This window comes from Parabacteroides gordonii MS-1 = DSM 23371 (assembly GCF_000969825.1).
Lineage (GTDB): Bacteria > Bacteroidota > Bacteroidia > Bacteroidales > Tannerellaceae > Parabacteroides > Parabacteroides gordonii.
This window is the reverse complement of sequence record NZ_KQ033920.1, coordinates 611,904-633,344: the sequence shown is the minus strand read 5'-3', so window position 1 is coordinate 633,344 and position 21,441 is coordinate 611,904. Positions and strand designations below refer to the sequence as shown.

Here is a 21,441-nt window from a genome sequence, read left to right as displayed (position 1 = left end):
GCCCCCTCTCGAGAGGGGAAAGGTTACTCTTCTGGCTCTATATCACCACCCGACACCGTGTTCCAGTCCTCCACCGTTCCTTTGAAGCTGATGCCATCGGTGGCGTACCAGACCGTATAGAGGTAAGAACGACCGGGCTGCCAGCCTCCTGCCGGGGTCGACGGATGTATGTCGTATGTCTCTCCGGCAATCAGCAGGCAAAATGTCTGTTGCTTCATTGCTTCTTCTCCGATCGGGAGTTGAAGCAGCGAAGCCGGGACTTCGTAAAAGGCATCCTTCTGAAGCTCTACCGGTTCGGCCGGATGGAAAAGCGTGAAAGAGGTAAAAATATTGCTCCCTGCTTCATTCGTTTCCGTCCAATTGCCATCAGACAGCGAAAGCGTTCCGCTACCCGGAGCCGTCAGGCTTATTCCGTTCAAAAGGACTTCTCCCGTGCTGCCGTTCCAAACACGGATACGTATCCGACAAAGGGCATGACAGAAAGTGAACTTTTGAGCTGCCGTTCCACCGGGAGCAGCTATGACCTCCGGCAATGCAGCCCACATATAATCTTCCTGCGCATCGGCATGGGTAGCCAGAGAAACTGATATAGAGGGCATTTGCGCTGCATCCGTATAGTTCGGGGCAGATGTATACGGGTAGCAGGCATAGAAAGCGTACTTCCTGCCTGTTTCGTAATACTTCACCGGATCATAATCGATCGCACCTTCAGCACCGATCGTACCCGGAAGGTTATTCATTACCACCTGTTTATCGCTTTCTCCTTCTCCTGTCTGTTCCGAAACAGCATACAGACCGATACGGCCACCCGCCGGAAGCGTCGTTCCCGATACGGGGCCGCCCGACTTCGTTACCTCCACCGATATGCCCGAGATAAAACGGATCGCATTCGAGGACGGCAGCAGCGGAGTGCCCTCCGGTGAACAACCGGAAAGTACCCAAACACAGGCCATATATATCAGTAGACGCTTCATCTCACGGTTATTTTACAGTGATACCCGGGCCGGAAACATGCTGCCATTCCACCACACTGGTTGACAATTGGATGGAAAAGGAACCGTATGTAATAGTATATTCATACGAATAACCGGCTTTCATCCCTCCTGACGGTAAGGTCAGGGTCTCATCCTTCTTTTCTGTCGGCGCTTCTCCTTCTTCCGTTACATTCATATCGAATGTATAAGCCGTACCGCCATTGGCAACAGGCAATAACATCAGTTGTCCCGGTATAAGGAAAGAACTGCTTACGGCTATGGATTGAGTGGTGGTCGGACCATACAGGTTGTAAGTAGCCTCACCACCCGGAGAACTCCACACACCGTTGCTGATATTCAGCGTTGCACCGGACGGGGCTTTTACCTTCAATGAATTAAGGGTTATAGCCTTCTCCGTTCCATTCACCACCTTTACCGTAATCTGTGTCAGCGCGTGGTTGAACTTCAGTAGTTTGGCATTGTCTGTCGGAGTCTGGTTCTCCAACGGTGTGGCATACATATAATCGACCTGCTCCGAAGGAGTGGTATTGAAGGTACACGCCAGTTTCGGAGACTGTCCGGCCGAAGGAGCCGTTATAGTACTTGTATACGGATAATAAGCAAAGAAGCTGTATTTCGCTCCGTCTTTGTATAACTTTGCAGGCCCGTAAGTCAGGCCACCGCTTCCGTTGGCCGTGCATGCGATGTTGTTCATCAGCAGGTTGTTTGTACTCCCTTCGGTTGCATCCGTCCAAGTCGGTGTTCCGCCAGGGTTCTCAAGGGTGTACACACCTACTTCCGCACCGCTAGCGAACTGCGTGCCTGTCACCGGGCCGCCTTTAGTCAGGATACCCGATTCGAAACTGATCTCACCCGCTTTCAGCGGCTTGTCTGAAAAGCTGTCTTTGGAGCAGCCGCTCAAAGCGATCACTCCCGTCAATACCATTAATGCTGTTGTTTTCATATCTTTCCTGTTATCTCTCTTTGTTACTTACCTACCGATATATCGGGCCCTGCCCCGCTTACCCATTCGATGATACGGACTTCAAAGCCCACGCGTTCGGGGGTGATGTCCACGTCTACTTCCGCGTCGCTACCTCCTTCGTCTCCCAGGTCGCTCAGTTCGTCGGATATATCCAGCCAGATCTCCCGGTTCGTTCCGTTGGTATAGAGCACATTCAGTTTCAGGTTCTTATCCGGTTCATCCGGGTTCGTCTCCTCTTTTTTCACGATATTAAAGACCAGTACCGAACCGCTGAAAGTCTCCTTTTCGCGGGCGATAGGGATATCCGTTTCACCCGAAGACTGCGGCACCGGTTTTCCCGTACTCAGGTTCAACGCCGTTACCACCTCCTGCAACTGGCCGCTGACTGACTCCACCGGACGCTCGTCGGTGATCTTCACACGGAATGTGATCCGGTGAACCATCGGTTTCGGCACCACTGTCAGCTCGGTCGCCTTTCTCTCCACGATCTCGCAATCGGCCAGGGCGGCAGAAAAGAACCAGTCGGGTTGCCCTACCAGGCCCGAGGCACGGCTGACTACCGGCAGGTAGGCCTCGGCTGTTTCAAACCGGCCGTCATCCCGGAAAAGAATACCCGGCGTCGGGCGGTTACGCAGCAAGACCTGATAGCTGCCTACCGGAAGGCTGCCACGGAAACTACCGGTGTCCGACTCCATATCGTACACCTGTCCGTCGGAAGCATAGAACCGAAGGGACATCCCCTCACCTTTCTCCGCCGCCGAAGGAAGCTGCTGCCAGTCGAACGTGAACTCCACCCGGCTTTGCTGCGGGCAGGTGAACTCTTTCCTGCACGACAGCAAGCATCCTGCAAGCAGGCAAACAGCCATTCCGGTATGTCCTATCTGTTTTATCCCCATATCTTCTCCTTCCCTAAAACCGGTATATCAATGAAACATGTGCCCCTGTAGGGCCTATATAATATTTCTTGTGAGGTGTATCCCGGTAGTAATCCGGAGCCTCATAATAGTAGGAATCATATTTCGCACGGACAAAGCCGGCACGCACATACAAGGCACGGTTTAACGGAAAAACATAGCCGTACGAAAGGCCGCCGCCCTCGTAAGAGCCGACAAAGCCATGCGCGTTGTTGAACATAAAATCGAAATCTCCCAAGTGTCCGTATATTCCCATATAATGGCCGGTAAACCGGTAGTCTCTTCCCCAGAACCAGTAACGCAGTTCGGGACTGACCTGCCAGACGCTCCACGTCTTCGGGTGGGATCCTTTGGTCTGCCAGTCGGCATAAAGCCCTTCTATATGGAAGGAAAAAGCATGGCCGAAATAGCCGTCGAGCGTCAGATTGGGAGTCAGTGCCGCCCAATACAGCAGGTTGGTGGAGACTCCGAAACGGGGAATCGACGGCAATTCACGCACAGGTTTTATATTTACAGACGGCTCGGGTTCTTTGGGTTGCTCGGGTATGGGAGCTGCTTTGACCGGGTTTGCTTTGGCTACCGCCGGAGCTGCCGGTTCTTTCCGCTGTGGCACAGGGATAGCCAACCGATAATCGTCCACTTCCGAACGGTCGAACAACGGATCGTTGATTGCATATACCTCACGCCGGTAACCACCCGCTTCCCCTTTACGGTACAGGTTCATATAAGGTACTCCCCCATAGCGGGCTACTGCCTTTTGCATGGCTTCCGGCGATTCATCCTCGCTAAAGCTGATTATCTTATTGGCATAGACCGGTAGCGCGGAACGAACCAGGTAGACATGCACTTTATCCCGGTAATCGCCACTGCGATCGATATAAAAGGCTATACATTCCTCCGGGATAGATAATCTTGATATTATGTACGCGCGTAGATAACTTGCCTGACAGGAAGCCTTATTGATAATCCGTCGATTGGAATAATTGAATGCGCTGACATGTGAGACGATCAGCAAATGGTAGTTACCGGTTTCGATTTTTGAACGGGCAGCCGTCAGCTCCTCCTCCATCTGTAACAACACAGCCTTGTTATCCCCGCAGTCTTCTTCCAACAGGTCGGAACCTTCCGGAAAAGAATACAGGAATGAGCTTGTCCGGATATAATTTTGTCCAATCAGATCCGGTACACAAAGCAGATTAAAGAATACAATCAGTAATGCCGTTTTTCCCATTATTTTTAAATACAGATATCTCTTTCCCATTAACAGCGTCATATTATAATATCCTCCTTTATCGATTTTGATATTCAAGTTTACCCTAAATACGCTACCCTTATTTATATAATAAGGGAAACTATACAAAAAAGCAGCTTCGGGAAGAAGTAAAAACAGCTGTTTTTACACGAAGTGACGGTAGGATTGATATTATTTGAGGTCTTTTTTGAGAAAGTATAAGGTATATTTATAACCTTTATTTCTTAACGGATTTTAAAGCAATAGCAGTCATAACGCGCTATTTCTCTGCGCATTCCATTTTTCATATGTTAAACAGGAATAACAGGATATAGTGTGAATTTATATGAAGCCAGTATGTTTTTTTTAAGTCACTGGTCGGCGGGCCTTGGTTTTCTTATTTTCTATTTCTATCTTTGTAGAGTCTTTTCAGTTTATAGACAATTTATACAGGTTATAAACGGCTGAATATAAATTAAAAAGCACCGCGTCTACCTTATTATATAAATAAGGGTAATATTCATCCTCTTATCAGCGACTCTATTTTTCCAATAACTTGCTTATTTGCTTCTGCCAGTTTATCGAGCTCGAAGTCCGAGAGATAATTGCGCGTCATCTTTTCCGTAGTGTGTCCCAACATTTGACTGATAAGGCCGATCTCCATATGATTATGATAAGCCTCCGACGCCCAGGTATGACGGAACACGTAGGTAGTCAGGGTCCCGTCCCATTCCAAAAGTAAACGGATCTCTTCCAGATATTGGTTTTGCCGGGCCAGGCAATACTTATATTGTTCGTGCGTAGCCCCCTCCGGTAAGATTGGAAAAAGATACGTTGCATCCGGCCGGCTGTACCGATCTATCAGGCATTGCATTCCCTGGCTCACCTCCATCCGGATCAGCGTTCCGGTTTTCTGCCGGTGATAAGATAACACCTTTCCATTTTCACTCAGGTTCTCCCGTGTCAGATGTGCCAGATCCACAAAAGGCATTCCGCAAGCCATAAAGGAGAAAAGAGCCAGATCGGCTGCTTGTTGTTTATCAGGCTCCTCCCCCAAATCCAACTGAGCGATCTGCCTGATCACTCCGGCGGGTATGGCCCGCTTCCGTGTCTCTTCCCGTCGCAACCGCAGTCCGGCAAAAGGCGAATCGAGCGGACGATTTTTCCATCCCTGGCATGCACGGTTATACATGGCACGCAGGTTGCTCAGATAGCTGTTTACGCTATTCACCCGCAGCCCTTTTTCGCGCAGCCACTCCACAAAGGCTTGTACCATTTGCGGAGTCACCTCCTTCAGCGAAAGCTCCCGCTTATCGGTAAAGCATATAAAATGATTGCGAACCGCCCGGTAAAGGTCGGCCGTACTTTCATCGCCTGCAGAGCGTTTCTCCTGTTCCTGCAAACGCATCAACTTGTAAAAATCTTTGTTTTTCATAACCTTTCCTATTTTAAGAAATGACAAAGTTATAACATTTACCAGTAGATAAAGGTTAGTAATCTCCACCGATAAACCTACACGATCCCAGTGAACCACAGATAACTTCCTCCGGGAATATTTGCACACTTCGATCTTTATTACGTAATTTGCGTTACGTAATTTACGCAATAGAGATATGTCGACAATTCAACCGAACAATCCTTTCCTGATAGCAGGATATTACGGCCCTGATTATTTCTGTGACAGACAACAGGAAACCGGGCAAATAATCAATGCTCTATACAACGAACGCAACCTGACGCTTGTTGCTCCCCGGCGTATGGGTAAAACAGGATTGATCAAGCATGTTTTCTATAAATTACACGAACAACAGCCCGACATTATCACTCTTTATCTCGATATTTATTCGACACAAAACCTGAATGAATTTGTACAGGTATTCGCCAGTACCGTATTAGGCAGTCTCGACTCCATACCTCAAAAAGCGATATCACGGATCAACCGGTTCATTAAAAGTTGCCGCCCTGTTTTTACACTGGATGAGCTATCAGGTATGCCGGAAGTCAGTATAGATATTGCCACTGATAAAGAAGAAGCTACTTTAAAAGAGATATTCAACTACCTGCAATCGTCGGAAAAACGTTGCTATATCGCCATTGACGAATTCCAGCAAATCACGGAATATCCGGAAAAAGGGGTGGAAGCCCTGTTGCGTTCCTACATCCAGTTTTTGCCTAATGTCCGTTTTATTTTTGCCGGCAGTAAACAGCATGTTATGCAGGAAATGTTTTTGTCGACCAAACGTCCTTTTTATCAAAGTACACAGACAATAACCATCGGATGTATCGACAGAAAGGCTTATTACGATTTCGCCGCGACTTGGTTTGCCAGACAAAACCTTCTTATAAGTGAAGATACTTTTTCCAGCATTTACAATGAGTTCGAAGGGCATACATGGTATCTCCAAGCCATATTAAACCGTCTGTATGGATATTCCGTAAACCCCGATCAGGAAATGGTGAGTCGTGCTATACGCGAAATCGTCGCAGAAAATGAATATGGTTATCAAAATTTACTGGCAGCTTATACTTCCGGTGCTATACGTTTAATCAAAGCGATAGCAAAGGAACGGATCGTACCGGAGATCAATGCCGGTTCTTTCATTTCCAAATACAAACTGAAAGCCGCCAGCAGTGTGAATTCCGCTCTTCGTACACTTACAAAAATGGAAATGGTCTACCGGACAGAAGCCGGTTATATCGTTTACGATCGCTTCTTTGCTATCTGGTTACGCCAACAGCCTTATTAATTATCGTTGAAAGACACTCCTACAGAGCCGCTACGAGGTCTGTCATATTGTTTCAAATTTATCAAATGGAGGGACCATATTGATCCTGTTTTCATTCAATCTGTAACACTCTCTTTTCAAAAAAGCGGGCATCCGGTATAAATTCGACCCTTTCGACCGCCTGAACCCTTACTTTTCTGCTATTACCACGGTCTTGCCGGCAGTTACCCGGCAGATAATTCCGACCAGCCGGCAGATAGTTCGAACTACCCGGCAGGTAATTACGATTCACCCGGCAGGCAGTTGGGATCAGCTGGGAGGTAAATTCAACCACCTGCTATTTTATACCAGAAGGAGTCCGTTTTTTCATACATTATCCTCTGGAATGCATCAAAAAAGGTTCCATATCGAACTGACAAAATGTACCTGTTTTCTACATTCCGGCAACAGCACGGAAAACGATCTGCCGGGCTATCCACAAGCCCCATCCATACTGTTACCGTTTTTCCCGCCTTCCTTCTTTTCTGTCATTTCTCAACTCCGGGAGACTTCCATAAATAATTATATACCAATGAGCGTATGGAAATAAAGCAAAGAGAAAGAGATCGATTGACATTTTGACAAAATGTCGAACCGATTCTTTTTAACTTTACACCAATTTATCTATCTTTACGGCATATATCCTACTTAAACATGTTCGCAAAAAGATTAACAGTCATACTACTTTCATTAGTTGCTACTATCATATTCAACGGTTCTTTGTCGGCCCAGGAGAAATCATTCCCTAAAAAAGGAGAAGGTATTACCCTTTTTCTGAAACGTCATAACCGTGTGGGAAAAGAGTATCACGACGAATTTGTCAAGTTGAACAAGACGAAACTCGGCAGTGGGAATTCGCTGAAAATGGGGGTTAAATACCAATTGCCACCCTTAAAAGGTGCGGCAGCAGCAGCGGCGAAGAAACCGAACTACGAACCCTTATTCGGCAAGGAATTAGCACAATATCAGGTTACTTCTTCCGAATTGAAAGGCTGCTGCTTTTATCTGGTCAGCGGACATGGCGGCCCCGATCCCGGAGCCATCGGGAAAATGGGAAATGTGGAGCTTCACGAAGACGAATATGCCTACGATGTGATGTTGCGCCTGGCACGCAACCTGCTTATGCGGGGTGCTAAAGTACATATCATCATCCAGGACGCGCGGGACGGTATCCGCAACGACCGTTTTCTGACAAACAGCAAACGCGAAACCTGCATGGGCGACCCGATCCCGTTCAACCAAGTGCGACGCCTGGAACAACGGAGCGAAAAGATCAACTCCCTGTTCAAGAAGGACAAAGAGATCTATAAGCGTGCTATCTTCATGCATATAGACAGTCGCAGTAAAAGCCATCAAACGGATGTATTCTTCTATTACCAGGATAAAAACTCGGAGAGTAAACATCTGGCCAAAACAATGAAGTCTACTTTCGAACATAAATACAACAGGCATCAGCCGGGCCGCGGGTTCACAGGGACAGTAGGACAACGCGGATTGTATGTTTTAAGAAAAACGACTCCCCCTTCCGTTTTTGTGGAATTGGGCAACATACAAAACAGCTTCGACCAAAAACGCTTTATTCTCAGCGACAATCGCCAGGCGTTGGCCAACTGGTTGTGCGAAGGTTTTGTGACAGATTACAAACGGTACAGGAAAAAACTGAAATAAGCCTCTTGAAAATGAAGAATCAGCACAGGGAATGGCTGTTTTTCGATAAAGAAATTGTATCTTTGTGATTAATTGTTGAATCGTTTTAAATCATCATGAATAATACTTACATATCTCCTTTTGCGAAACCCGTTTATGTGATGTTGAAACCTGTAGGCTCGGTATGTAACCTGGCTTGCGAATATTGTTATTACCTGGAAAAAGGGAAGCTGTATCCGGAAGTGAAGAATCATATCATGAGTGAGCAACTATTGGAAAAATTCATCAAAGATTATCTGGAATGCCAGACAATGCCCCAAGTGCTTTTTACCTGGCATGGTGGCGAAACCCTGATGCGCCCGATCAGCTTTTACAAAAAAGCGCTCGAACTTCAGAAAAAGTATGGCCGCGGACGGCAGATCGATAATTGCATCCAGACAAACGGAACCCTGCTTACAGACGAATGGTGCCGTTTCTTCAAAGAAAATAATTTCCTTGTCGGCGTCTCGATAGACGGCCCGCAGGAGTTTCACGACGAATACCGCCGCAACCGCCAGGGTCTTCCCTCCTTCTTCAAAGTGATGAAAGGGATCGACCTGCTGAAGAAGCACCAGGTGGAATACAACGCAATGGCTGTAGTGAACGACTATAATGTCGATTATCCGTTGGAGTTTTACAACTTCTTCAAAGAGATGGATTGCCATTTCATCCAGTTCGCCCCTATTGTGGAACGGCTGGGCACACATACGGACGGTACGAAGCTTACCTCGCCGGAACAGCAGGATGCCAACATCAAACTGGCTCCCTTCTCCGTCGACTCCGGGAAATGGGGAGATTTTCTGTGTGCTATTTTCGACGAATGGTTGAAAGAAGATGTAGGGAACTATTATATCCAGCTATTCGATGCCACATTAGCCAACTGGGTAGGCGAACAGCCGGGTATCTGTACGCTGGCACGTACTTGCGGCCATGCCGGTGTTATGGAGTTCAACGGTGACCTTTATGCGTGCGACCATTTCGTATTCCCCGAATATAAACTGGGTAATATCTATACGCAGACATTAACGGAAATGATGTATAGTCAGAACCAACTGAAGTTTGGCGCCGACAAATATGATAAACTCCCCACGCAATGCAAAGAGTGCGAGTTCCTTTTTGCCTGCAACGGCGAATGTCCTAAAAACCGCTTCCTGCATACGGCCAGCGGCGAACCGGGATTAAACTATTTATGCAAAGGATACAAGAAGTTTTTTAAACATGTAGCTCCTTATATGGATTTTATGAAAAAAGAACTATTGGCTCAGCGTCCGCCCGCAAACGTGATGCAATGGGCTAAAGAAAACAAAGAGACTTTATAAAACAACATGAAATACAACAGACGTGATTTTATTAAAACAGGAGGTATGGTTATGCTTGGTTCGATAGCGGTTCCCTCTTTTTTAGGAGGTTGTGCCGGAAGTCCTGAAGACAAAGCTGCCGGTATCTCATTTGCGTTAAACCATTTTGGTTTGAGTGAGAGTGACATGCAAAAGGTGCTGACTGCCGCACTGGAAAAAGGGGGAGATTATGCCGACCTCTTCTTTGAACATTCATACCGTAACAACATAGGATTGCAGGATGGTGCGGTGAACCGCGCCTCTTCAAATATAGACTTCGGAATGGGCGTACGTGTCCTGGCCGGAGATCAGACAGGCTATGCCTATGTAGAAAATATTTCGTTGGACGAGATGCTGAAAGCCGCACGTACGGCTGCACGTATCGCCAACGGAGCCGCCGGAAAAGGCCCGGCCAAACTAACTGAAGAACTGATCGTCAACAACTTTTACGGCGTGCAGACCCCGTGGGACGAAATTGCTGTTAAGGAGAAAACGCCTTATCTGCAAAAGCTGAACGACCAGATTTTTGCACTCGACAAACGTGTACATAAAGTGATGGCCTCCCTGGGCGATACGACTTCGCATATTCTTTTCTGTAACTCGGAAGGGCAAATGTATTACGATTATCGCCCGATGGTCACATTGGGAGCCGTTTGTATTATGGAAGATAACGGTAAGATAGAGAATTCCTATGCTGCCCGTGCATTCCGTATGGGAGCCGAGTTCCTGACCGACGAAATCATCGCCGAAGTGGCGAAGGAAGCGGTAGAGAAAACCTCTATCCTGTTCCAGGCCGTGAAACCTAAAGGGGGTGAAATGCCCGTCGTGATGGGTGCCGGAGGATCGGGTATCCTGTTGCACGAAGCAATCGGACATGCGTTTGAAGCGGACTTCAACCGCAAAAATACGTCTATCTTTTCCGACCAGTTGAATAAGAAGGTATGTAACGAGCATATCAACGTTGTAGACGACGGAACGATCCCGTTCAACCGTGGTTCAGTCAACATCGACGACGAAGGGGTGGAAGGACAGAAAACATATATCGTGAAAGAGGGTGTCCTGACAAGCTACCTGCACGACCGCATCAGCGCCAAGCATTATGGCATCCCTTCAACGGGTAACGGCCGCCGCGAGTCGTTCCGCCAGATGCCTATCCCCCGTATGCGTGCCACTTATATGGAGGCCGGCAACGTAACGGAAGAAGATATGATCTCGACGGTAAAGAAGGGTATCTATGCTTCCAGCTTTACCAACGGACAGGTGCAGATCGGTGCCGGCGACTTTACATTCTTCGTAAAAGACGGTTACCTGATCGAAAACGGCAAACTGACGCAACCAATCAAGGATATCAACATCATCGGTAACGGCCCGAAAGCGCTGGCCGATATAACGATGGTCGGAAATAATTATAAAATGGATAACGGGACATGGACATGCGGTAAAGACGGCCAGTCTTGTCCGGTAACTTGCGGTATGCCATCCGCTCTGGTTAGTAAACTTACAGTAGGAGGAGAAAATTGATATGATAACTAACGAAAATAAAAAACTGGCTCAATGGGCCCTGGAGTTCGCTCTGAAAAACGGTTGCCAGGCCTCACGCGTAAGTCTGTACAATGGTTCCAGTAGTTCGTTTGAAATACGGGATATGAAAATAGACCGTCTGCAGCAGGCATCTGAAAACAGCATGGTCATTCACCTGTTTGTAGATGGCCGCTACGGCTCCTTTTCTACCAATCGCCTGGACAAAAAAGAACTGGAAAAGTTTATCCGCAACGGAATAGACTCGACTCGTTACCTGGCCGAAGACAAAGCCCGCACATTACCTGATGCATCGCTTTATTATAAAGGGGGTGGTGCCGACCTGCAGCTGATCGATCCTACATTCGACTCGATCCTCCCGGATGATAAAGTGGCACTTGCCATGAATACCTGTGACGAGATGATGGGAAAAGACGATCGTATCATTTCCGCCAACTCTTCCTACAGCGACGAGAAAGATTTTAAATATATGGTAGCCAGTAACGGTTTCGAAGGGGAAGCCTGTGGTTCTTCTTTCAGCCTGGTAGCCAGCGTAAGCATTCGCGGCGAAGGGGATGCCCGTCCTGAATCGTACTGGTACGACTCTGCATTGTATTATGATACAATGATCAAGACGGGATTAGGAAAGCAGGCTCTCGAACGTGTATTCCGCAAACTGGGACAAAAGAAAGTCGCTTCCGGCAAATACCAGATGGTTGTAGATAATATGAACTCCGGCCGCCTGTTATCTCCGGTGCTCGATGCTTTATATGGTTCTTCCATCCAGCAAAAGAACTCTTTCCTATTGGATAAACTGGATCAGAAAGTGCTGGGCGACAAACTGACGCTGATAGACGAACCGCACATGCCTAAAGCCTCCGGTGCCCGTTATTTCGACGGAGAAGGTGTTGCCACCCGCCGATTGCCGGTATTTGAGAACGGTGTATTGAAAACGTATTATATCGATACCTATTCCGCGAATAAAATGGAAGTAAAACCGACTATCGCCTCTCCTTCCATCCTGACGATGCAGATGGGGAACAAAGATACTGACGCTTTGGTCGCTTCAGTCGATAAAGGTATTCTGATCACCGGTTTCAACGGAGGTAACTGTAACAGTACGACAGGAGATTTCTCTTATGGCGTAGAGGGCTTCCTGATTGAAAAAGGTAAACTGACACAGCCTATTTCGGAAATGAACGTAACAGGTAATATGATCTCCTTATGGAGCAACCTGGTAGAAACCGGGAACGATCCCCGCCTGTTCTCCAGCTGGCGTATTCCTTCATTACTGTTCGATGGGGTTGATTTTAGTGGATTGTAAGTAATAAATAAAAAGCCGTTTCAGTTTTATTTGAAACGGCTTTTCATTTTACTAACAGATAGACCGAAATGAAATGGCAGATGCTGCCGCCCAGGACGAAGAAATGCCAGATTGGATGCATATACTTATATTTATCCAAAGCATAAAAGATACAGCCTACCGTGTAAAAAACACCTCCGGCGATCAGCCAGTTTAATACATCCATCGAGTCGGTTCGCCGGCAAACGTCCAGCAAAGGTTTAAAAGCGATAATAACCACCCACCCCATTGCCAGGTAACAGACCGTTTTTAAATGATCGGTCTTTCTCATCTTCCGGAAACTAAGCGCAATACCTATTACCGCTGCAATCCAAACAATAGCAAACAATGACCATCCCCAATATCCTTCCTGCCGAAGCGCCACCAATGTAAAGGGCGTATATGTTCCTGCTATATGCAAATAAATAGCACTGTGATCGAGACGCCGAAGCAGCCTTTTCTGCCGTGCATTGGCAGATGCATGGTAAAAGGTCGATGTGACATAGGAAGAGGTCATGCTAAGCGCATAAACAAGTGAACTACCCACAGACCAGGGATTTCCACTCCGGACAGAGGCTACCAATAATACGATGATAGCGACTATCCCGAACGTCATGCCTGCCCCGTGAGTCAGCACATTAGCGATTTCCTCGCCATAGGTTTGTCTTTGTCTGGCCCTGACCATTCCCGGTTTACAGTTGCTCGGCCTTGAAGCCGGCTTCCGTTACTGCAGCAACAACCGTACCGGCAGGAATATCAGCAGTTACTTCCAATACCTTTTCGGGTGATTTCAGATCGATATACCATTGATCTTCTTTTACCAACTTATTCAGTTTAGCACCGATAGCGGCTACACAGCCACCGCATTTTGCATTTGTTTTAAATTTCATTGTTGCCATAACTTTAAAATATTACTTCATAAATTTCAATCGCAAACTGTTAAGAACAACCGATACGGAACTGAATGCCATTGCCGCACTCGCCAGCATCGGATTTAAAAGCAATCCGTTCACTGGGAATAAGACACCTGCAGCCAACGGAATACCTATCAGATTATATATAAATGCCCAGAACAGGTTCTGATGAATTAACCGCACTGTCCGTCTGGATAATTTAATCGCCTCGGGCAACAGCAACAGATCGGAAGTGATCAATGTGATCATAGCCACATCCATAGCAATATCCGTTCCTTTTCCCATCGCTATGCTGACATCCGCACGAGCCAGTGCCTGCGAATCGTTGATACCATCGCCTACCATCGCCACTTTCTTTCCCAACTTCTGAAGAGCCATTATATATTCCTCTTTGTCATTGGGCATTACTTCTGCTTTGAAATATTTTATGCCTAATGTATCGGCTACTCTCTCTGCCGTTTTAACTCCGTCTCCGGTAAGCAGATGCACCTCGATACCCATTCCGGTCAACTCCTTTACGGCTGCTGCCGAAGTCGGTTTTATACGGTCGGAAATAGCCAACGCAGCCAGCAATTCGTTTCCTTTTCCATAATAAACCACGCTTTGGCCGTTCTCCTGCCAGCCTGCGATTTGTTCCGATGTCTTTTCCGGAATTTGGGCTCCGAACAGTTCCAGTAATCCCTGGCTTCCAACCCAATACGTAACACCTTCTACCTCCAGACGGATACCCCGCCCCGTAAGGCTTTCGAAATTTCCGGCTTCGCAGGTCGAAGCGCCCGAATCTTCCAGCCAACGGATAATGGCAGATGCCAGCGGGTGTTCAGACTTCAGTTCAGCCGTATAAAGGATATCCAGAAAGCAAACATTTGACTCTGACAGCCAGCAAGAGTCCGTTACCACCGGAACGCCTTCCGTCAAAGTTCCGGTTTTATCCAGAACGACCGTATCTACCTTGCAAAGATTTTCCAGAGCAAACGCATCCTTTATCAGGATATGCCTTTCGGCTCCTTTTCCCATCCCTACCATCAAGGCGGTCGGTGTAGCCAGGCCTAAGGCACAAGGGCAGGCTATAACCAGTACGGACACGGCAGACAACAGTGCATAGGAAAAATAATCTCCTCCCCCGATCACCATCCAGCATACGAACGTGATCACGGAAAGAAGCACTACCACCGGAACAAATATACCGCTTATTTTGTCAACGATACGCTGTACCGGAGCTTTACTACCCTGGGCGGCCTGTACCATCTGTACGATCTGCGCCAGCATCGTTTCATTTCCAACCCCGGTTGCCTCCATAGTGAAAGCCCCTTTCTGGTTGATCGTTCCGGCCAGGACACGGTCGCCACCCGATTTCTCTACCGGAATAGGTTCGCCGCTCAACATGCTTTCATCGACAGAGGACGAACCCTCCAACAGAATGCCATCTACCGGGATCTTCTCACCCGGGCGTACACTTAGCACATATCCTCTTTGCAGGGATGAAATAGGAACTTCCTCCTCTTTGCCGTCTATCACCCGACGGGCAGTCTTAGGTTGTAAACCCATCAGTCCCTTAATGGCGGAAGAAGTGCTGTTCTTTGCCCGTTCTTCCATCAATTTTCCTAACAGGACAAATGCTATGATCACCCCCGAAGCCTCATAATAAACATGCGGTTCGAGGCCCCGTTCGTACCAGAACTGAGGATATACCGTATTGAAAAAGCTGAATACAAAAGCGATAGACGTACTAAGGGCGACCAAAGTATCCATATTCGCTTTCCCCTGGATCGCATGGCGCGCACCGCTAACATAGAACGATCGGCCGAACAGCAGCATGATGGCCAATGCCAGCACCATCATAATCCAATTGGCATACGGCATGTGCATAAAGACCATACCCAGCAACGCCAACGGCACGGACAGCACCCATGCGCCGATCGTATTACGTTTCAACTTTTTATAATGTTTACGCGACATTTCTTCCTGCTCGGCGAGCGGGTCTTCCGATTCTATTATCAAATCGTATCCGGCAGCCTGTACAGCCTCCTGTATCTTCTGCAAGGATATAACAGACGGGGAATATGTAACGGATAAAGTGTTCGCCGCGAAATTGACAGATGCCTCCTCTACTCCGGGAAGTGCTTTAACGGTACTCTCTACATTGTTGGCACAGACAGCACAACTCATCTCCAGAACAGGCAGTACCTTACTTTCTACCTCTTTCATTATTATATATGTTTTTATTCTGATTCCTCAATAGAAGAACAAAGATACAAATAAAACAGTTGCAACAAAGTTGCGGATTTTCCAAACCTCCCCATTAAGATATGTACTAAATAAATAGATTTATTTGGTATATTTGTCCTATTATTTAACATTCGGATATACGACCTTTGTCAAACTATAATTAACGGATGAATTTATAAAAACGAATACGTATGATACTTGATTCTTTAAACAACACAGAAAAGGTAGAACGCTTGCACCCTTTATTCAAAAAAGCATTCGATTACATAAAAGCTACTGATTTCTCCAAATTAGAAGACGGAAAGTATGAACTGGAAGGCTCACGCTTATTCATCAGCGTTGTAACGCTGACCGGTAAAGACAAGAAAGAGGCTGCCGTTGAAACACACAAAAAGTATATCGACATACAACTGCCTCTGTTGGGAGTAGAAAAGATCGGTTGGAAACCCGGTTGCGAACTGCAGGAAGTATCTATCCCCTATGATGAAGAAAAAGATATTGCTTTCTATGTGGATCGTCCTACGGCTTACACGAAAATCTATCCAGGACAGTTTGCCGTCTATTTCCCGGAAGACGGCCATGCTCCCGGCATAGGCGAAGGAAGCATCCGCAAAATGATCGTAAAAGTACAGGTAGAAGAATAATATTGCCAGATACGACAGACCGGTATTTTCTCTAAAGATAGATTTACTGTCTTTATCCGGAAAATATCGGTCATATCTATCATTAACCAAGCAGGTTACAGCTGATTTTCATTAATTATATTACAGATTTCATTATATCGCCTTTTTAGTATTTCCTGTTGATCCGGGATGTTCTCCGGGTCTTCATTCCTCAACTGTTCGGCCATCGGAGTCAATATGTCCCAAAGAGACTGGATACCTAAATTCGCTACTATCCCTTTCATTGTATGGGCATACATAAAAGCGTCGTGAATCTCTTTTGCTTTCAGACTCTCTTCCAGCTTTTGAAAACTTTCGTCCTGAACAAAATTCCGGAGAAACTTTGCATACAACATTTCGTTTCCCATAAAACGATTCAGGGCGCTATCTAAATTAACGCCAGCTTCCTGCAGCTGACACTTATATTTGTCTGTCATATTAATTATATAAAGAAGAAGTTGTTTGTATAAGAATGCAAATTAACGGTTATCGGCAACAATAAACAAATTCATTCTTTGCTTTTTATGTTCCATTTCTTTTCTTACATCATTTGTTTTTCAAATAAGTTCTATATTTGACACCTAAATAAATTGTACCTACATGGATAAACAAATTATCTGTCTTGATTCTCCTACTGATTTTATGGTCGGGAAATATGTCTCCGCCAATGAAATAAAACAATATATAGGTATTCCCTGTAAGATCAAAGCGGGAGTTTTTATCCTTTGTATGAAAGGATACGTCCGCTCGACTATTAATCTATCCGAATATAAAACAACTAAATATAATGTCATAACATTGACACCCAACAGTTACATACAAGTACATGAAATGTCAGACGACATTTTAATATACTTCGCAGCTTTTTCTTCAGACTTTATGAGTTATGCCAACTTTCTTAAAAGTACAATGAGTTGTTTATCGTCCATTTACAGACATCCGGTCATACCCATTTCCCAGAACATGTCTAAACTGATTGCCAGTTTCTACGATCTTTTACGCCGATATGCAGTATATCCTAATATTGTGAGCAATAAAGAGATGATAAAAGCTATTTTCACGATATGCAGTCAGGGTATTATTGAATTATACGATAGTAAACAACTGCTGAAAAAACAAGAGCGAACCCGCTACACGGAGATCTATCAGGATTTTATAAATCAAGCTTTAAAACACTATACAGCAGAGCATAATATCTCATTCTATGCTGACCGGCTGGGATTGACGCCCTCCTATTTAGCGACTTGCATAAAAAAGGCAATCGGCCAGACCCCTCTCGATGTTTTAACACAGATAATACTTATCGATGCCAAAGTACAATTAAAAGGGACTAATCAGGAAATTAAAAATATAGCAATGGAACTAGGTTTCAACAACTTGTCATTCTTCAACAGATTCTTTCGCAAACACGTAGGAATGACGCCTCAGGAATATAGAGGCAAACAATATACCTACTCCTGCTATCAAAAAGATTTCAGTTAATAAATATCTCTTAGAAAAGAATAATATGGAAAAAGAAGCTCAACAATCAGGAACAAATATCGAGTACAGTTTACTAATGGGCCTTATGGGGGTCAGTGTCAGTAAACATTTGCTGGACGAACATTTTACCCTTCTATGGGCAAACGATTTCTATTATGACCTGATAGGTTATCCCAAAGAAGAGTATGAAAGACTTTTCCAGAACCGCCCTGACATATATTTTAAAGAGCATAAAGAAGCCTGGAACATATTGGGACAGAAAGTATATGATGCAATAGCCAATAATACCAACGGTTACGAAGCGATCATGAAGATGCCGGTAAAAGATGGTTCGAAATGGGTAAAGCTCACCGCCACCTTCACAGACCAACTGCAAAATGGAGTCCCGATCTCCTATACGGTAATGATCGATATCACCGATATCACTGAACAACGCGAGTTGCAAAAGAAACTCGAACAACAATCGAAGCAACTGAAAGAAGCGCTCGACTCGGCCGAAAAAGCCAATCAGGCCAAATCTGATTTCCTTGCCCGCATGAGTCATGATATCCGGACACCGATGAATGCCATTATAGGGATGACGGCTATTGCAAAAGCTCATATAAACGAACAGGAAAGGGTGCTCGATTGCATGGAGAAAATCGATGGCTCCTCAAAACTGTTGCTCAGCCTGATCAATGAAGTGCTGGATATGTCGAAAATCGAAAGCGGCAGATTGATCCTTTCCGAAGATGATTTTAATATAGGAGAGCTTTTACAGGATCTGGTCATTATGATGCAGCCTGAAATAAAGAATAAACAGCAAACGTTGGACATTCATGTCAAGGACTTAAAACATGAGTATGTAACAGGGGATACGCAAAGAATTAAACAGGTATTGATGAACATCCTGTCAAATGCAGTTAAATATACTCCGGAAAAGGGACAGATAACAATAGATATCAATGAGAAAGAGCCAAAAGACGGCACCGGGAACTATGAATTTGTATTTAAGGATAGCGGAAGAGGAATGAAACCTGATTTCCTCGATAAAATATTCTTACCGTTTGAGCGGGCCGATGATAATGAGATCAGAAATATTCAAGGAACCGGACTCGGTATGGCTATCAGCCATAAGATCATAAAAATGATGGGGGGAGATATCAAAGTAGAAAGCGAATACGGTAAAGGTTCCTGTTTTACAATCAATATGCCGTTGCACTACCAGGAATTTGCTCCTATCGAAAAAATAGGGACAGACGGATTGGAGATACTTGTTGTTGACGATGATGAAACGGCTTGCCAAAGCACCTGCAATTGTCTACAGGAAATAGGCATAAACAGTGATTATGTCTGTTCCGGGAGTGAAGCGATAAACAAAGTGCAGCTACGCCATCAGGAAAGGAACGATTACTTTGCTGTTATCATTGATTTAAAGATGCCGGATATGAATGGTTTAGAAGCGACACGGCAGATCAGAAAAATTATAGGGACAGACATACCCATTATTATCCTTTCCGCCTATGACATCGAGGAATATGAAGCGGAAGCCAAAGCGGCAAAAGCCAATGGATTCATAACCAAGCCCCTCTATAAATCGAAACTGCTCAAAGTACTACAACGATTCCTCCACGAAGGAAGCCGATCGGAGCCGGTCAGACAGTTCAAACTCTCCGATGCCGATTATTCCGGCAAGCGTATCTTGCTGGTGGAAGATAACGAGCTAAACCGTGAAATAGCAGTAGAGATTATTGGAAGTACCGGCGTTTCCATCGATACGGCGGTGAACGGACTGGATGCCGTAAATATAGTATCCCGGTCACCGGAAGGCTTTTACCAAATGATACTGATGGATATCCAAATGCCTGTAATGGATGGTTATGAAGCCACCCGCCAGATACGTTCCCTGAAGCGTTCCGATATTTCCGGCATGCCAATTATAGCCATGACTGCAAATGCTTTTTCGGAAGATGTAACCAATGCGCTAAAAGCCGGCATGAATTATCATTTGGCAAAACCGATCGATATTTCAGCTTTGATGAGCGTACTCGGTAAATACCTGCAATAAGAAAACGAGGGTACTCCTTATCAATAAGGGTACCCTCATTTTTACTTTCCATGACTTTTCCGGTTATCTACCGGTAGCCTGCAGATACTGTGTCCGTTTGATCAGGTAGTTGGTATAATCCTCCGTATACTGATCCCGGCTTTGCTGCAATAGAGACTGGGCATTGAGCAGGTCGCTCAATGTTTCTGTTCCTGCCTGATAATAATCCGTACTCAAACGCACATTCTCTTCTGCCGTTTTTACCGACTCTTCCGAAATACTTACCTGCTTATACGTCTCCTCCAGTTCGTTCCATAGTTTCTGCATTTGTATAAGTAGCTGTTCATTTGAATTCTGCCGGGTATATTCGGCGGCTTTCAACTGAAGTTTCTGCTTCTTTATGGCATGAGAACCTCCCCACCAATCTGTGATAGGTATGGAGACCGTAGCAAAGATCATCCCGAACGAATGGTCTGTATCCAACACATTATGATACATATAACCGGCACCGACTCCGACTGTCGGCAAATTCTGACCGACCTTTAGTTTGTATTGCAACCGGTTTGCCTCAATATTCTTATCCAGCAATTTATAGGCGACCGTTGTCGGCAGGGCTGTTACCGGATCGACCCGGTAGGTTTCCGGCGAAGACAAAGGTTCCTGTATGGTTACCTGAATCGTAAAATCATCTTCCGGCAACCCGATATACTGAGCCAGGATCATCTTCGACAAGCGCAGGTTGTTTTCTACTTTCAGCCGGTCGCTGGCAATACTGTTCTTTTTCAACTGAACCTGAAGCAACTCGTTTCGGTTTGCCACACCGGCACGTACGGAAACCTCCACATCCTTATAAAGGTTATCGATTAACGACTCCATGATAGAAATCGTCTTTCTTTTTTCCAGCAAAGATACCTGCTGCCAGTAATACTGCTCGACAGTAAGCAATACTTCATTCTCGGATTGTTTCATCTGATAACGGCTTACCTCCACAGCCAAACCGGCCAGCTTATTATTATTCAGGATCTGTCCTCCGGTAAATATCGGCTGAACGGCCGTGATCCCTCCTACGATACCATTTTTAGCCATTGTCATTTCCATCCCCGGCATCAATACAAGTTCGGCCATTCCGTTATCTGAAGTAAAGGCACTTCCCGTAGCACTTACAGACGGGAAATATTTGGTGAAAGCCTCTTTCCGTTCTTCCTCCGCTCCTTTTACATCCAGACGGGCATTCTTCATTCTGGCATTATTCTCCAAAGCCAACCCGCTACACTCCTCCAAAGTCAGACTTCGCTGAGCCTTTACAGGCAAAGCCTGGATAAGAAAGAAACCAAGAAGAACACTGAAAACAGCGGCAGTTCTTTTATTTAGCATAT

19 protein-coding genes are annotated in these 21,441 nt (G+C 45.7%); 8 read left to right on the top strand and 11 right to left on the bottom strand.

What is annotated here, in order from left to right; genetic code table 11:
• Positions 1-23: 23 nt before the first annotated feature.
• The 5 genes from HMPREF1536_RS19600 to HMPREF1536_RS19580 all read right to left on the bottom strand — a co-directional run bounded on the left by HMPREF1536_RS19600 (position 24) and on the right by HMPREF1536_RS19580 (position 5,539).
• A complete protein-coding gene (locus tag HMPREF1536_RS19600) occupies positions 24-974 on the bottom strand; it encodes a fimbrillin family protein (RefSeq protein WP_028729454.1) in 951 nt (316 codons plus the stop codon).
• A gap of 7 nt (positions 975-981) precedes the next feature.
• Positions 982-1,938, bottom strand: coding sequence for a fimbrillin family protein (locus HMPREF1536_RS19595; RefSeq protein WP_081693402.1), 957 nt, complete (start codon positions 1,936-1,938; stop codon positions 982-984).
• 23 nt (positions 1,939-1,961) lie between these two features.
• On the bottom strand, positions 1,962-2,855 hold the full coding sequence (locus tag HMPREF1536_RS19590; protein ID WP_028729456.1) for a DUF5119 domain-containing protein: 894 nt from the start codon (positions 2,853-2,855) through the stop codon (positions 1,962-1,964).
• A 13-nt stretch (positions 2,856-2,868) separates the two neighbouring features.
• Positions 2,869-4,134, bottom strand: coding sequence for a DUF3575 domain-containing protein (locus tag HMPREF1536_RS19585; protein WP_233426420.1), 1,266 nt, complete (start codon positions 4,132-4,134; stop codon positions 2,869-2,871).
• A 490-nt stretch (positions 4,135-4,624) separates the two neighbouring features.
• A complete protein-coding gene (locus tag HMPREF1536_RS19580; RefSeq protein ID WP_028729457.1) occupies positions 4,625-5,539 on the bottom strand; it encodes a tyrosine-type recombinase/integrase in 915 nt (304 codons plus the stop codon).
• A 178-nt stretch (positions 5,540-5,717) separates the two neighbouring features.
• On the opposite strand from HMPREF1536_RS19580, the gene HMPREF1536_RS19575 reads away from it, so the two are divergent.
• Positions 5,718-6,851 (top strand): AAA family ATPase, encoded by a 1,134-nt coding sequence (locus tag HMPREF1536_RS19575; protein ID WP_044193173.1) that lies wholly within the window; start codon positions 5,718-5,720, stop codon positions 6,849-6,851.
• A 91-nt stretch (positions 6,852-6,942) separates the two neighbouring features.
• On the opposite strand, the gene HMPREF1536_RS19570 is transcribed toward HMPREF1536_RS19575, so the two are convergent.
• Entirely contained in the window at positions 6,943-7,164 is a 222-nt protein-coding gene (locus tag HMPREF1536_RS19570; RefSeq protein WP_028729459.1) for a hypothetical protein, read from the bottom strand.
• A 359-nt stretch (positions 7,165-7,523) separates the two neighbouring features.
• Between HMPREF1536_RS19570 and HMPREF1536_RS19565 the strand changes: the two genes are divergently transcribed.
• The 4 genes from HMPREF1536_RS19565 (at position 7,524) to HMPREF1536_RS19550 (ending at position 12,734) form a co-directional block, all read left to right on the top strand.
• Complete coding sequence (locus tag HMPREF1536_RS19565) at positions 7,524-8,537, top strand: N-acetylmuramoyl-L-alanine amidase family protein (protein WP_044193175.1); 1,014 nt, start codon at positions 7,524-7,526, stop codon at positions 8,535-8,537.
• Positions 8,538-8,632: 95 nt separating this feature from the next.
• Complete coding sequence (locus HMPREF1536_RS19560; RefSeq protein ID WP_028729461.1) at positions 8,633-9,874, top strand: anaerobic sulfatase-maturation protein; 1,242 nt, start codon at positions 8,633-8,635, stop codon at positions 9,872-9,874.
• A 6-nt stretch (positions 9,875-9,880) separates the two neighbouring features.
• A complete protein-coding gene (locus HMPREF1536_RS19555) occupies positions 9,881-11,413 on the top strand; it encodes a TldD/PmbA family protein (protein ID WP_028729462.1) in 1,533 nt (510 codons plus the stop codon).
• A 1-nt stretch (position 11,414) separates the two neighbouring features.
• Positions 11,415-12,734: a TldD/PmbA family protein gene (locus HMPREF1536_RS19550; RefSeq protein ID WP_028729463.1), complete on the top strand. Its 1,320-nt coding sequence runs from the start codon at positions 11,415-11,417 to the stop codon at positions 12,732-12,734.
• A 43-nt stretch (positions 12,735-12,777) separates the two neighbouring features.
• On the opposite strand, the gene trhA is transcribed toward HMPREF1536_RS19550, so the two are convergent.
• Genes trhA through HMPREF1536_RS19535 form a run of 3 tightly spaced genes read right to left on the bottom strand, consistent with a single transcriptional unit; the run spans position 12,778 to position 15,874 of the window.
• Positions 12,778-13,437, bottom strand: coding sequence for a PAQR family membrane homeostasis protein TrhA (gene trhA / locus HMPREF1536_RS19545; protein ID WP_028729464.1), 660 nt, complete (start codon positions 13,435-13,437; stop codon positions 12,778-12,780).
• Between the two features lie 7 nt (positions 13,438-13,444).
• Complete coding sequence (locus HMPREF1536_RS19540; protein ID WP_028729465.1) at positions 13,445-13,651, bottom strand: heavy-metal-associated domain-containing protein; 207 nt, start codon at positions 13,649-13,651, stop codon at positions 13,445-13,447.
• A gap of 12 nt (positions 13,652-13,663) precedes the next feature.
• The gene (locus tag HMPREF1536_RS19535) at positions 13,664-15,874 is read right to left on the bottom strand and encodes a heavy metal translocating P-type ATPase (RefSeq protein ID WP_028729466.1); all 2,211 of its coding nucleotides are present in this window, start codon (positions 15,872-15,874) and stop codon (positions 13,664-13,666) included.
• A gap of 212 nt (positions 15,875-16,086) precedes the next feature.
• On the opposite strand from HMPREF1536_RS19535, the gene HMPREF1536_RS19530 reads away from it, so the two are divergent.
• The gene (locus HMPREF1536_RS19530) at positions 16,087-16,539 is read left to right on the top strand and encodes a NanQ anomerase/TabA/YiaL family protein (protein ID WP_028729467.1); all 453 of its coding nucleotides are present in this window, start codon (positions 16,087-16,089) and stop codon (positions 16,537-16,539) included.
• Positions 16,540-16,634: 95 nt separating this feature from the next.
• Here HMPREF1536_RS19530 and HMPREF1536_RS19525 read toward each other — a convergent pair whose 3' ends face one another.
• Positions 16,635-16,994 (bottom strand): Hpt domain-containing protein, encoded by a 360-nt coding sequence (locus HMPREF1536_RS19525; RefSeq protein WP_028729468.1) that lies wholly within the window; start codon positions 16,992-16,994, stop codon positions 16,635-16,637.
• 163 nt (positions 16,995-17,157) lie between these two features.
• Between HMPREF1536_RS19525 and HMPREF1536_RS19520 the strand changes: the two genes are divergently transcribed.
• Both HMPREF1536_RS19520 and HMPREF1536_RS19515 read left to right on the top strand, forming a co-directional pair.
• Positions 17,158-18,039, top strand: a complete 882-nt coding sequence (locus HMPREF1536_RS19520; RefSeq protein ID WP_028729469.1) for a helix-turn-helix domain-containing protein — start codon at positions 17,158-17,160, stop codon at positions 18,037-18,039.
• A 25-nt stretch (positions 18,040-18,064) separates the two neighbouring features.
• Positions 18,065-20,086, top strand: coding sequence for a hybrid sensor histidine kinase/response regulator (locus HMPREF1536_RS19515; RefSeq protein ID WP_028729470.1), 2,022 nt, complete (start codon positions 18,065-18,067; stop codon positions 20,084-20,086).
• A 63-nt stretch (positions 20,087-20,149) separates the two neighbouring features.
• Here the strand turns inward: HMPREF1536_RS19515 and HMPREF1536_RS19510 are convergent, their stop codons facing one another.
• Positions 20,150-21,439 carry a TolC family protein gene (locus tag HMPREF1536_RS19510; protein WP_081693405.1) on the bottom strand — a complete coding sequence of 430 codons (1,290 nt, stop codon included), beginning with the start codon at positions 21,437-21,439 and terminating at the stop codon, positions 20,150-20,152.
• Positions 21,440-21,441: the final 2 nt, after the last annotated feature.